We start from the raw sequence: 12,796 nt of genomic DNA, 5'->3' as shown, positions 1-12,796 counted from the left end.
TGGTGTGTGGGTTACGGTACTCCGTGGTACCGAGAAGCCGCAAGACCCAGTCTGGAGTGGGCACATGACGACGTTTCGGGCCCGGCTGCTCGACGGCCTGGCCGCCTCCATCGCCGAGCGTGGCTATCGGGCCACCACGGTCGCCGACATCGTCCGCCATGCGCGGACCTCCAAACGCACCTTCTACGGTGAGTTCACCGGTAAAGAGGAGTGCTTCGTCGAGCTGCTGCGCGCCAACAACGACGAACTGATCGCGGGTATCCGGGCCGCCGTCGACGCGGACGCGCCCTGGCAAGAGCAGATCCACCAGGCCGCGCGCTCCTATGTCGAGCACATCGCGGCCCGCCCGGAGATCACGCTCAGCTGGATCCGCGAGCTGCCGGCGCTGGGGTCCTCGGTGCGCACCATCCAGCGCTCGGCGATGAGCGCGCTCACCGAGATGCTCGTCGAACTGTCCGACAGTGCCGGTTTCCGCCGCGCCGGGCTGGCCCCGGTGTCGCGCCCGCTCGCGGTCATCCTGCTCGGCGGGTTGCGTGAACTGACCGCCCTCACCGTCGAAGACGACAGACCGGTGCAGGACATCCTGGAGCCGGCGATCACCGCCTCGCTCGCGATATTGGGTGCCTCAGCGCAGGATTAACCGCGCCGAGCGTTCCAGTCGGGCCGCGATGTCAGCGTAGGACACGTATCCCATCCCGGCCCGCACCAGAACCCCCGAATACAGCAGCTCGAGCGTTTCGATGACTTCCATATCGGTGCCCGGTCCCAGCGCCGCCATCAGCCGCTCCCGGATGTCGAGGCCGATGCGCTGCCGCAGCACTTCCACGTCGGGGTCCCGCGCGAGCAGAGCAGTCGTCACGGCACCGGCGAATTCGGGTTCATCGGCGACCAGCAGCGCGATGTGGCGCAGCACCTCGACCGCGCGCAGCACCGCATCACCGTCGCCGTGCTCGGTCGGCGGTGATGCCGCCAGCCTGCGCCAGAAGACCTCGGCGACAAGGTGTTCCTTGGAGGAGAAGTAGGTGTAGGCGGTGGCCGCTCCCACGCCGGCGTCCGCGGCCACCCGGCGCACGGTCAACGCGGCGAAACCTTCGCGGTTGAGCAGACCGATGGCGGCATTGCCGAGACGCTCGACGGTATCGGCCTGCTTGGCGCTCAGACGGCGCCGCGTCGACTCCACAGCCGCGTCGGACACGTGTCTGGACGCTACTACAACCACCGGGTACCAGCAACGGTAGGTTGACTGCCATGAGTGCCGCCGACACCGCCCTGCCGCCCGACGCCGCCCGGCTCTTCGAGTTCGCCGAGACGGTCACCGGCTTCATGCCCGCCGACGAGGGCCGCGCGCTGTACGACGCGGCCCTGCACTATCTGTCCGACGGCGTCGGCGTCGAGATCGGCACCTACTGCGGCAAGTCGACGGTCCTGCTCGGCGCGGCCGCCCGGCAGACCGGTGGGGTCATCTACACCGTCGACCACCACCACGGTTCCGAGGAGCACCAGCCCGGCTGGGAGTACCACGACACCACCCTCGTCGACCCGGTCACCGGACGGTTCGACACCCTGCCTACCCTGCGGCACACCCTCGACCTGGCGGGTCTGGACGACCACGTGGTACCCATCGTCGGCAAATCCCCCACGGTGGCGCGGGCGTGGCGAACACCCGTGCAGTTCCTGTTCATCGACGGCGGCCACACCGAAGAGCACGCGCAGCGCGATTACGACGGCTGGGCCAAGTGGGTCACCCCGGGCGGCGCCCTGGTGATCCACGACGTCTTTCCCGACCCGAACGACGGCGGCCAGGCGCCGTACCACATCTACCGCCGGGCAATCGATTCCGGCGACTTCCGCGAAGTCTCGGTGACCAACTCCCTGCGGCTGCTGGAGCGGGTGGGCTGAACCACCGGACGCCTGCCGTCCACCCGCTCGACGTTTCGGCGGTCTACCGTGCGCGGCGCGATGACCACACATACCCCCGCCCCGGTGGTGCACCTGCCGCCCGGTCCACCGCTGCCGCGGGCGCTCCAGGGCGTGCTCGCCGTCTCCGACCGGATCCGTGCGCTGCAGATGCTGCGCGCCAGGTACGGCTCGGCGTTCTCGATCGACCTGCCCATCTTCGGTCCGCTGGTGGTGCTCAGCGACCCGGATCAGCTGCGTGAACTCCTGCGCTGCGGCCCGGCCGTGGTGGACACCACCGAGGCCAATCTGGGCCGGGTGATGGGACCCGATTCATTGTTCGCGCTGACCGGGGATCGCCATCTGGCGCAACGCAGACTACTGACACCGCCCTTCCACGGTCGCCGGCTGGCGGCATTCGAGGACATCGTGCGGCGCGAGACCGTCGCCGAACTCGCCACCTGGCCGCAGGGCCGCACCGTCGCGGCCCTGCCGTCGATGATGCGGATCACCCTCAACGTCATTCTGCGCGCGGTGTTCGGGGCCGACGGCCACGAGCTGGAGCGGCTGCGGCAGATGTTGCCGCAGGCGATCCGCCTCGGTTCCGCGCTCTCGCTCATACCTGTCCCGCAATGGGATTGGGGACGCTGGAGTCCCTGGGGCAGGGTATACCGGTACCGCGCAGAGTACGACGCCATCGTCGACCGGCTGATCGCCAAGGCACGCGCCGATCCCGCTCTCACCGACCGCGACGACGTGCTGGCCACCTTGCTGACGAGCAGCTACGACGACGGCAGCCCGATGACCCGCGATGAGATCGCCGATGAACTGATCACCATGCTGGCGGCCGGGCACGAGACGACGGCGACCACCCTGGCCTGGGCGGTGGAACGGCTGCAACGTCATCCGGTGCTGCGCGACCGGCTCGCCGCCGAACTGGACCGGGGTGACGACGAGCTGCTGGACGCCACCATCCGGGAGACACTGCGGGTTCGCCCGGTCATCGATGTCACCTTCCGGCAGGTGAAAAGTCCACTGCTGCAGCTTGGCCCGTGGGTGTTGCCACAGGGGCAGACGATCGTCGCCGCCATCGGCCTGGTGCATTCGGATCCCGCGCTGTTCCCCGATCCGCAGCGCTTCGACCCGGACCGATTCCTGCACCGGCCACCCGGCCCCGCCGAGTGGATGCCCTACGGCGGTGGGGTTCGCCGCTGCATCGGTGCGGCATTCGCGACCATGGAGATGCGAGTGGTGCTCAGAACTCTGCTGCGCGAGTACGTCATCGAGACGTCCACCGCACCGGACGAGCGGTGCCGGTCCCGCGGCGTGGCGATCGCGCCCGCCGACGGAGCACTGGTACGGGTCCGCAGACGCGGCTAGCGCCGCCCGTAAGGGGCACAGGCGCAGTCGAATTCGTTCTCCAGGCCGCGCGGCAGCCCCACCCCGCGAAAGATGCCGCTGGCCGGTGTGGTCGAGGACAATGCGTCGGCGGCCAGGATCATCGCCGCGCCGGTCCAGGTGGTGCGCTCCTCGGGCCAGCGCTTGCCGTCGGCGAACACCAGCCCGGTCCAGTACGAGCCGTCCCGCTCGCGCAGGTGCTGCATCGCCGCGAACTGCTCACGCGCTCGCGGATGATCCCCGATCGCGTCCAGCGCCATCACCAGCTCGCAGGTCTCGGCGCCGGTCACCCACGGCCGGTGATCCACGCACCGGATACCGAGGCCGTCCACCACGAAGTCGTCCCAGCGTTCGGCGATCCGCGCGTGTGCGGCGGCACCGCGGACCGCGCCCCCGAGCACCGGGTAATACCACTCCATCGCGTGGGTGTCCTTGGCGCTGAAGGCTTCCGGATGGTCGGCGATCACGTGGCCGAGCTGACCGACCGCAACTTCCCATTCCGGCTGCGGTTCGCCCAGGTAGTTCGCCAGGGCCAGGGCGCACCGGATGCTGTGATAGATGCTGGCACACCCGGTCAGCAGCGCCTCGTCCATCATGGCGGCATCGCTTCTGGCCCAGCTGATCTGGCCACCGGGCAATTGCATGCTCAGCACCAGTTCGACGGCCGCGCTGACCGTCGGCCACATCTGCACGGCGAACCGCCGGTCGCCGGTGACGAGCACGTGATGCCACACCCCGGTGGCGATGTAGGCGCAGAAGTTGCTGTCGGTGTTGGCATCCTCGATGACGCCGTTGCGCAGCTGGATCGGCCACGATCCGTCGGCCCGCTGGGTAGCGCGGCACCAGTCGAAGCCCGCCCGGGCGGGCTCGAGCAAACCGGCGGCCGTCAGGGCCATCAGGTTCTCGACATGGTCCCACGGGTCGGTGTGGCCGCCGACAGACCACGGGATGGCGCCATCGGATTCCTGGGTGTCGGCAATCGACTGGGCAGTCTGCCGGCATTGCTGCGGCGTCAGCACACCTGGCACACCGGGAATCTCGTGTCGCCGCATGAATCAGGCGGGCTTCTCGAAGTACAGGGCCACGCTCTTACCGATCAGCGGGTTGAGCACTTCTTCGGCGGTGCGGGTCAGCCACGGCCGGCTCATCATGTCCCAGACCAACAGCTTGTGATACGCCGTCACCGCCGGGTGCTTCGGCTTGTCCACCCCGACAGCACATTTGAGCCACCAGAAGGGGGCGTGCAACGCGTGCGCGTGGTGGGTATGGGCGAGTTTCAGGCCGCGCGAGGTGATCTTGTCGCGCAGTTCGTCGGCGCGGTAGATCCGGATGTGCCCGCCCTCGTTGGCGTGGTACTCATCCGACAGCAGCCAGCACACCTTCTCCGGAAGCCAGCGCGGTACCGTCACCGCCAGCGTGCCACCGGGTTTGAGTACCCGCACCAGTTCGGCGATCGCCGCATCGTCTGCGGGCACATGCTCCAGGATCTCCGAGGCGATCACGACATCGAAGGTGCCCTCGGCGTAGGGCAGATCGAGGGCGTCGCCCTTGACCACCTCGGCCCGGGCGCCGGCCGGGGCCTCGCCCTGCTCCTTCATCGCGGTCAGAATGGCGTCGACGTCGTTGAGGTCTTCGACGCTCTGGTCGAAGGCGATCACGTCCGCACCCCGCCGATAGGCCTCGAACGAATGCCTGCCCGCTCCGCAGCCGACGTCGATCACCGATGTTCCGGGTCCGACGCCCAGCCGGTCATAGTCGACGGTCAGCACGACTTCGTCCTCTCGATTGCCTTCTCGTACACTGAAACCGTCTGGGCGGCAACAGATTCCCAACTGAATACGTCCAACGCCCGCTGTCGGCCGGCCGCGCCCAGCATCCGGCGCTGAGCCGGCGAGTCCAGCAGCTCACCCAGCACGGCGGTCAGCTGGTCGATATCGCCTGGCGGCACCAGCCGAGCGCATTCACCCGCGTCGCCCAGCACCTCGGGCAGCGCACCCGCCCGGCTGGCCACGATGGGCGTTCCGCTGGCCATCGCCTCCACGGCGGGCAGCGAGAAACCCTCGTAAAGCGATGGGATACAGGCAATCTCGGCAGATGCCAGCAGTCCGGCCAGCTCGTCGTCCGGCAGGCCGCTGGAACTGTGCACGATATCGGAGATACCGAGTTCGGCGATCAGCTTCTCGGTGGGCCCGTTGGGTTCCAGTTTCGAGACCAACTGGACGTCCAGATTGTGGTGGGCCCGCAGCCGGGACACCGCGTGCAACAGATTGCTGACCCCCTTGAGCGGCACGTCGGCACTGGCGATCGCGATGATGCGGCCGGGCACCCGCACTTCGGCCGGCCGGAACAGCGCGGTGTCCACGCCCAGCGGCACCACATGCAGCTGGTCACCGGACACCCCGAAGTCCTCGGCGATGTCGGCGCCCGAGGTCGTCGACACCGTCAGCAGTTCGGGAATCCGGCGCGCGACCCGCTTCTGCATCTCGGCGAATCCGTACCAGCGGCGTACCAGCGGCTTGCGCCACCAGCTGGCCGCGGCCACGTCCAGCAGGCGGTCCCGGGTGATCGGGTGGTGCACGGTGGCCACCAACGGCATCCCCTGCCCCGCGATCCCGAGCAGGGCGCTGCCCAGGCTCTGGTTGTCATGCACGACGTCGAACTCGGCGCGGCGTTCGGCCAGGATCCGGGCCACCCGCATGCAGAAGGTGCGCGGCTCAGGGAAGCCGGCCGACCACATGGTGAACAGCTCCAGCAGATCGATGTGGTCCCGGATCTCGCGGGGATGCGGCACCCGGAACGGGTCGGGCTCGCGGTAGAGGTCCAGGCTGGGCACCTTGGTCAGCCGGACGCGGGGGTCGAGTCCCTCGGGATAGGGCTGGCCGGAGAACACCTCGACGTCGTGGCCGAGTTCCACCAGACCGCGGGACAGGTGGCGCACGTACACGCCCTGACCGCCGCAATGCGTCTTGCTCCGATAGGACAGCAGGGCGATACGCACGTCAGCTCACTCCGCTGAACTGCGGCGGGACACACTGGACATGTGTCCAGACTATAGTTTGACGAGCTAGCAGACGCAACGCGGCCGGACCGTCATGCCCTCCGGGGCAGCACGAAGGCAAACGGTGTGGGAAAACCCAGGCCGGTCAGCCCACCGCGCCGGACCGCCGTCAGGTCGAGCTCGCGCACCTGTCCGGAACTGGGTTCATAGCTCTGCAATCGGCCCTCGCCCGCGCCCACCAGCAGCACCCAGTGCCGGGGCACGAACCGGCCGACCAGCATCGCCACCGGACGGCCGGACCGCACCGCGGCCAGCACATCGGCCAGGCCGTCGCCGGCGCCGGGCCACAGGCCGCCGAACAACCGCCACCGGTACCGGACCGGGCTGTGCGCGTTGATGGCCCGCACCACGCCGGATGGCGTCGTGCCCAGCCGGCGCGGCCAGAAGCGGTTGACCAACCGGTGCACCCGGTCCTGCTCGGCGTCGAACCAGTCCGGGGTGTCCAAGCGGGCCCGGTAGGCCGGATCCAGCATCGCCCCCGCCACCACCGCCACGGTCGGTCCACATGTGACACCGTCGCGCTGGCGCAGGCCGGCGAGTTTCATCGAATTGAGGCTAGCCGCGGCGCCAGCAAACTGCCTACCCTCATAAACGCGACCGGTACCCCTGGTTTCGGATACAGCTTTCTGACAACATTACCGGCGAGTAGGCACAGGCTCTTCGATGTAACGGGGTGGAAAATGGCAGGACACATCTCTGTGCTGGCCGCGGCCGGGGCCGAGGGTGGAGGCGCGGCCCTCGACCAGGTCATCGGGATGTCGGTGGCCACCGCCATCATCACCGCGGGGCTGCTGTGGATCGGGTACCTGCACCGCCAGCGCCGCATCACCTGGCTGCAGAACCTGGCCGAGCTGGCCGGGCGCAAGATGAACCGGCCGCCCTGGGTCGCCCTGCCCGCGCTGCTGTTCACCTCGACGATCATCTGCGCGATGTTCGGCTTCATCTGGGATGTCAGCCTGCACATCGGCAAGGGCCGCGACGCCGGCCCGCTGGCCAACCCGGCGCACTACTTCATCCTGGTCGGACTGTTCCTGCTGTTCATCGCGGGCTCGCTGTCGATCATCCTGCCCTACGACAAACCCGGCCCGGCCGCGGTGAAGATCACCCGGACCTGGTACGCGCCGGTCGGCGGCATCCTGATGGCCGGCTGCGGCCTGTACGCCCTGATCGGCTTCCCGCTGGATGACATCTGGCACCGCATCTTCGGCCAGGACGTCACCCTCTGGGGTCCCACCCACCTGATGTTGATCGGCGGGGCGGGCCTGTCACTGGTGGCCACCCTGTTGCTGACGCGCGAGGGCGATATCGCGATGGGCGGCGGCGCGCCCACTCAGCGCCGCAGCATCCTGGCCTACCTGGCGTGCGGCGGCCTGGTGATCGGCCTTTCGGTGTTCCCCGTCGAATACGACTTCGGCGTCGAGCAGTTCCGGCTGGTGCTGCACCCCATGCTGATCGCCGCAGCCGCGGCCATGTCCCTGGTCGTCACCCGACTGTTCCTCGGTCGCTTCGCCACCTTCGGCGCCATCGCCTTCGCCCTGCTGATCCGCGGCCTGGTCGCCTTCGTGGTCGGCCCGGTACTGGGTGCGCCGCACAGCTGGTTCGCGCTCTATCTCGGGGCGGCCGTCGTCGTGGAACTCATCGGACTGACCCCACTTGTCAAGCGGCCCATCCTGTTCGGCGCGGTCGCGGGTCTGGGCATCGGATCCGTCGGCATGTGGCTGGAATCGTTCTGGGTCGACGCCGTCTTCCGCAATCCGTGGCCGCAGAGCATGTGGGGTGAGGCGCTGGCGATGTCGATCCCGGTCGCCATCGCGATGGGGATGTGCGGCGCGCTGCTGGCCATCGTCCTGACCGGCCAGAAGCTGCCGCGGCGCCCGGTCGGCATCGCCGTCGTGACCGCCACCGTGCTGATCATCGGAGGCGCCATCGCCAACGGGCTGAATGTCACCGTCCCGGAGAACGCCAGCGCACAGATCACCCTCACCGATGTGCCTTCCGATCAGGGTCAACGCCTGGCGAATGCCGATATCCAGATCACCCCGGCGAACCTGATCGGTGACGACCCGGAATGGGTGTCGATCCTGGCCTGGCAGGGCAAGCTCGAGCATGACCGCGGACTGGTGATAGACCACCTCGAGCGGGTCGGTCCCGGCCACTACCGCTCCACCCGGCCCATCCCGGTCTGGGGTACCTGGAAGACGGTGCTGCGCGTGCAGGATGGCCGGACCATGGCCGCCGTCCCGGTCTTCCTTCCTGCCGATCCCGGTATCGGCGCCGAGGAGACCCCGGCCCTGGCCTCGACAACGCGCAGCTTCTCCGAGGAGATCAAGGTGCTGCAGCGCGAGCGCAATCTCGACGTGCCGTCCTGGCTGTACAGCGCGGCGTCCCTGGTGGTGCTGGTGTGCTCGCTGATCCTGGTCGCGCTGCTGAGTTGGGGTGCGGGACGGATCAATTCACGCGAGGAGCACAGCACGGCGCAGACCCGGGAACCCGTCGGGCAGCCGTGACCGTTCTCGCCGACCACTCGCTCTGGCTGGCGTTGCCTGCGTTCGCCCCGGCCGTCGTGGTGGCCGGCGTGGTGGCGTGGGTGGCCATGCGCGACCGGCGCGCGGGTGACGATGGCGAGTCTGACAGCGAGAACGCAGGTTCGACCGACGAGGATGGTTCAGCGTGACGCTACTGAAGACACTCACCGCCGTGGCGGCGGTGGCCCTGCTGGTGGCCGGCTGCGGCAGTTCGACATCACCGGATGACTCCAGCACGGCCTCGAGCACGGGAACGGCCGCTCCGGAGATGACCGATCAGCAGGCCCCGCCGGAGCGCGTCGTCATCGACGTCGCCGTCGCCGGCGGCAATGTCTCGCCCACCAACCAGCAGGTGCAGGCGAAGGTCAAGCAGCCGATCATCGTCCGGGTGAACAGTGACGCCGCCGACCAGTTGCATGTGCACTCCAATCCCGAGCACACCTTCGACATCAAGCCGGAAAACGGCCAGGCGTTCCAGTTCACCGTGGACGTGCCGGGCAAAGTCGACGTCGAACTGCACCACCTGGACAAGACCGTCGCGACCATCACGGTGCAGTGACGGTACTGGCTCACGGGCTCGGCGGTTCCACCGATCTACCGATCCCGCTGACCTACGCGCTGATCGGCGCGGCGTGGGCACTGACCTTCACCTTCGCGGTGGTGGCGCTGGCGTGGCGTGAACCTCGCTTCGATCCTCAGACTCCGGGGCGGGCGTTGCCACGCTGGGTGACCTCGGCGGTCGACTCGGGTGTCACCCGCTGGGCGGTCGGCCTGCTGGGCCTGGCGTTTGCGGCGTGGGTGGCGGCCGCCGCCGCTCTCGGTCCGCAGAACTCGTCGAATGCGCTGCCCGGCGTCTTCTATGTGCTGCTGTGGGTCGGAATCGTGGCACTGTCAGTGCTTTTCGGGCCGGTCTGGCGGGTGCTGTCGCCGGTGCGCACGCTGGCGCGGCTGGTCCGGGTGCGCGCCGATTCCTACCCTGCCCGCCTGGGCTACTGGCCCGCGGCCGCCGGGTTGTTCGCCTTCGTCTGGCTCGAGCTGGCCAGCCCCGACCCGGGTTCGCTTGGCGCCGTGAAGATCTGGCTGTTGATCTACCTCGGCGTGACACTGGGCGGTGCACTGGCGTTCGGCACCCGCTGGTGCTCGCACGCCGACCCGTTCGAGGTGTACAGCGTGGTGGCGTCGCGGTGCGCCCCGGTGCGCCGCAACGCCGACGGACAGATCGCCGTCGGCAATCCGTTCCACCATCTGCCCACGTTGCCGATCCGGCCGGCGACGGTGACGGTGCTCGCGGTGCTGCTGGGCTCGACGGCCTTCGATAGTTTCTCGGCGACGCCGGCGTGGCGTGGGTTCGTCGACGCCCACACCTCGGGCACCTGGCAGCCAACGGCTTTCAAGACCGTCGGGCTCGCGGTGTTCGTCACCACCGTGGCCGTGACGTTCAGCCTGGCGGCGCGGGCCACCGGCGGGGTGGACGCGGACCTGCGCCGCCGGCTGCCGGGCATCATGGCGCATTCGCTCATCCCCATCGTCATCGGCTACGTGTTCGCGCACTACTTGACCTATCTGGTGGAGAAGGGCCAGCGAACCTTCTACGCGCTGCTCGGGATGCACGACGCGCACGTGTACTACGTGTTGTCCCTGCATCCTTCGGTACTGGCCACCACCAAGGTGCTGTTCGTCGTCATCGGCCATATCGCCGGAGTGATCGCCGCTCACGACTGTGCGCTGCGCGTGCTGCCGAAGCGGCATCAGCTCACCGGGCAATTGGCGATGATGCTGGTGATGGTCGGCTACACCTTTACCGGTCTGTACCTGTTGTTCGGCGGTTAGGCTTTTCGGTATGCGGGCCTTGATCGTCGTCGACGTGCAGCGGGACTTCTGCGAGGGCGGATCGCTGGCCGTGGCCGGCGGGGCCGACGTCGCCAGGGCCGTGACCACCTTGTTGAGTGCCCACGGCTATGACCATGTGGTGGCCACCAAGGACAACCACATCGATCCGGGATCGCATTTTTCGGACACGCCCGATTTTCAGGTGTCCTGGCCGCGCCATTGCGTGGTCGGCACGCCCGGCGTCGAGTTCCACCCTCAGTTCGATCCGTCGGCGGTGGAGGCGGTGTTCACCAAAGGCGAGTACTCCGCGGCCTACAGCGGTTTCGAAGGTGCGGACGCATCGGGGACCGGGTTGGCTTCTTGGCTGCGCGCCCGTGGTGTCGACGAAGTGGATGTGGTCGGGATCGCCACTGACTATTGCGTGAAGGCCACTGCCACCGACGCCGCGGCCGAGGGTTTCCGTACCCGCGTGCTGCTGGATCTCACCGCGGGGGTGGCGCCGACCAGCACCGATGACGCCATCGCGGCGCTGCGTGCGGCCGGCGTCGAGGTCGTCTGAACGTGTCATAGGGTCCCGATAGACTCGAACGCATGTTCGATTTGGTCGGCTTGGGCGATGCCGAGTTGATCGATGCGTTGCGGGCAGCCACCCGCGCCGAGGCGGTGGCCGCCGGTGCGCGGTTGGCGGTGATCGCCGAGGCGGTTGCCCGCCACTGCGATGACCAGGATGACGCGATCGTGCACGCAGCGTTGGACGGCTGGGAGTGCGCCGCCGCGGAAGTGTCCGCCGCATGCGGGCTCTCACGTCAGGCCGCCTCGGGCCAGATGCGTATCGCGGTGGCGCTGCGAGACCGCTTGCCGAAAGTCGGTGCGCTGCTGGAACACGGCGAGATCTCGGCCAAGACTGCCGCCGCGATCACCTGGCGTACCCGGCTGGTCACCGATGAGGATGCGTTGGCGTTGGTCGACGCCGCGCTGGCCGGCATCGCCCCCACCCTGGGGGTGTTGTCGCAGAAGAAGACCGAGGACGCCATCGACGTATGGATCGAGAAGTTCGATCCCGCCGCGGTGCACTGCGCGCGCAGCGCCGCCCGCTCACGGTTCGTCGAATTCGGCGACGAGGCCGACCCGGCCGGCACCGTCTCGTTCTGGGGGCGGCTGTTGGCCACCGACGCGAATGCCCTGAACGCCCGCCTCAACGCGATCGCACACACCGTCTGTGACGGTGATCCGCGCACCGCGCGGCAACGCCGCTCCGACGCCATGGGGTTGCTCGGTGTCGACCCGAACATCGACCGGTTGACGTGTCTGTGCGGGGACCCGGACTGCCCGGCCGCGGGGACCGATCCGCGTTCCGCCGCCGTGACGGTGTACGTGCTCACCGATACGGTGCCGGCTGCCCCCACAGAAACCACCGGACCGGGTTCCGCCCCGGCACCGCGGGATCCGGCCATCAACGGCGAGGAGGGTCGACCGCGCACCCCGGCCGCGGTCACCGGTTCCCCGGGGGTGCTCCTGGGTGGCGGTGCGCTGCCGGCCCCGCTGGTCGCCGAACTCATCGCCACCGGGGCGCGGGTCAAGACGCTGGCTTCCGCGCCGGATCTACCCGCCGAGCCGCGCTACCGGCCCTCTGCCACACTCGCGGCGTGGGTCCGCACCCGCGACCTGACGTGTACGTTTCCCGGCTGCAACCGGGCCGCCCAGCATTGCGATCTCGACCACACCGTGCCCTGGCCGGCCGGGGCCACCCACCCGGGAAACCTGTCCGCCAAATGCCGCACCCACCATCTGCTCAAAACATTCAGCGACTGGACCGACACCCAGCACCCCGACGGCACCCATACCTGGATCAATCCCACCGGCCACAGCTACAACACGGTGCCCTTGAGCCGGATCTTGTTCCCGGACAGACCCATTCACACACCACCCCCACTGACGGCCTCGGTCCAGCCGACCCGCGGGCGCGGCCTGGCCATGCCGCAGCGCCGCCGCACCCGAGCCCAAAGCGAGACAGCCCGCATCAACGCCGAACGCGGGCTCAACCAGAAGACCCTCGACGAGAACGCCCAATCGCCACCGTTCTAGAGGA

At 68.6% G+C, this 12,796-nt stretch carries 14 protein-coding genes; 9 read left to right on the top strand and 5 right to left on the bottom strand.

Translation table 11 applies throughout. The features are described 5' to 3' along the window. The first annotated feature begins 64 nt into the window (after positions 1-64). A complete protein-coding gene (locus tag ACXPWS_RS00485; protein ID WP_458710559.1) occupies positions 65-640 on the top strand; it encodes a TetR/AcrR family transcriptional regulator in 576 nt (191 codons plus the stop codon). Here ACXPWS_RS00485 and ACXPWS_RS00480 read toward each other — a convergent pair. Beyond that, entirely contained in the window at positions 626-1,195 is a 570-nt protein-coding gene (locus ACXPWS_RS00480; protein WP_458710558.1) for a TetR family transcriptional regulator, read from the bottom strand. The genes ACXPWS_RS00485 and ACXPWS_RS00480 overlap by 15 nt on opposite strands. Positions 1,196-1,248: 53 nt before the next feature. Between ACXPWS_RS00480 and ACXPWS_RS00475 the strand changes: the two genes are divergently transcribed. Beyond that, positions 1,249-1,899 (top strand): class I SAM-dependent methyltransferase, encoded by a 651-nt coding sequence (locus ACXPWS_RS00475; RefSeq protein ID WP_458710557.1) that lies wholly within the window; start codon positions 1,249-1,251, stop codon positions 1,897-1,899. A gap of 60 nt (positions 1,900-1,959) precedes the next feature. Then, positions 1,960-3,276, top strand: coding sequence for a cytochrome P450 (locus ACXPWS_RS00470; protein ID WP_458710556.1), 1,317 nt, complete (start codon positions 1,960-1,962; stop codon positions 3,274-3,276). Here ACXPWS_RS00470 and ACXPWS_RS00465 read toward each other — a convergent pair. The 4 genes from ACXPWS_RS00465 to ACXPWS_RS00450 all read right to left on the bottom strand — a co-directional run bounded on the left by ACXPWS_RS00465 (position 3,273) and on the right by ACXPWS_RS00450 (position 6,897). Next, positions 3,273-4,346: a prenyltransferase gene (locus ACXPWS_RS00465; protein ID WP_458710555.1), complete on the bottom strand. Its 1,074-nt coding sequence runs from the start codon at positions 4,344-4,346 to the stop codon at positions 3,273-3,275. The two genes, ACXPWS_RS00470 and ACXPWS_RS00465, sit on opposite strands and share 4 nt — an antisense overlap. Positions 4,347-4,349: 3 nt before the next feature. After that, positions 4,350-5,063 (bottom strand): class I SAM-dependent methyltransferase, encoded by a 714-nt coding sequence (locus ACXPWS_RS00460; protein ID WP_458710554.1) that lies wholly within the window; start codon positions 5,061-5,063, stop codon positions 4,350-4,352. Continuing rightward, positions 5,057-6,292, bottom strand: a complete 1,236-nt coding sequence (locus ACXPWS_RS00455; RefSeq protein ID WP_458710553.1) for a glycosyltransferase family 4 protein — start codon at positions 6,290-6,292, stop codon at positions 5,057-5,059. The genes ACXPWS_RS00460 and ACXPWS_RS00455 overlap by 7 nt, the downstream gene beginning before the upstream one ends. A gap of 92 nt (positions 6,293-6,384) precedes the next feature. Then, on the bottom strand, positions 6,385-6,897 hold the full coding sequence (locus ACXPWS_RS00450) for a hypothetical protein (RefSeq protein WP_458710552.1): 513 nt from the start codon (positions 6,895-6,897) through the stop codon (positions 6,385-6,387). Between the two features lie 135 nt (positions 6,898-7,032). On the opposite strand from ACXPWS_RS00450, the gene ACXPWS_RS00445 reads away from it, so the two are divergent. From ACXPWS_RS00445 to ACXPWS_RS00420, 6 genes are read left to right on the top strand one after another with little or no spacing between them, the layout of a single operon-like run. Further along, positions 7,033-8,859 (top strand): hypothetical protein, encoded by a 1,827-nt coding sequence (locus ACXPWS_RS00445; protein WP_458710551.1) that lies wholly within the window; start codon positions 7,033-7,035, stop codon positions 8,857-8,859. Next, entirely contained in the window at positions 8,856-9,026 is a 171-nt protein-coding gene (locus tag ACXPWS_RS00440; protein ID WP_458710550.1) for a hypothetical protein, read from the top strand. The genes ACXPWS_RS00445 and ACXPWS_RS00440 overlap by 4 nt, the downstream gene beginning before the upstream one ends. After that, positions 9,023-9,436: a hypothetical protein gene (locus tag ACXPWS_RS00435; RefSeq protein ID WP_458710549.1), complete on the top strand. Its 414-nt coding sequence runs from the start codon at positions 9,023-9,025 to the stop codon at positions 9,434-9,436. Before ACXPWS_RS00440 ends, ACXPWS_RS00435 begins: the two co-directional genes overlap by 4 nt. Beyond that, the gene (locus ACXPWS_RS00430) at positions 9,433-10,707 is read left to right on the top strand and encodes a hypothetical protein (RefSeq protein ID WP_458710548.1); all 1,275 of its coding nucleotides are present in this window, start codon (positions 9,433-9,435) and stop codon (positions 10,705-10,707) included. Before ACXPWS_RS00435 ends, ACXPWS_RS00430 begins: the two co-directional genes overlap by 4 nt. A gap of 10 nt (positions 10,708-10,717) precedes the next feature. Beyond that, the gene (locus ACXPWS_RS00425) at positions 10,718-11,266 is read left to right on the top strand and encodes a nicotinamidase (RefSeq protein WP_458710547.1); all 549 of its coding nucleotides are present in this window, start codon (positions 10,718-10,720) and stop codon (positions 11,264-11,266) included. 32 nt (positions 11,267-11,298) lie between these two features. Continuing rightward, complete coding sequence (locus ACXPWS_RS00420; protein WP_458710546.1) at positions 11,299-12,792, top strand: HNH endonuclease signature motif containing protein; 1,494 nt, start codon at positions 11,299-11,301, stop codon at positions 12,790-12,792. Positions 12,793-12,796: the final 4 nt, after the last annotated feature.

Source organism: Mycobacterium sp. BMJ-28 (assembly GCF_054404835.1).
Note: the sequence above shows the minus strand (reverse complement) of the source record. Positions and strands in the feature narration are given on the sequence as shown.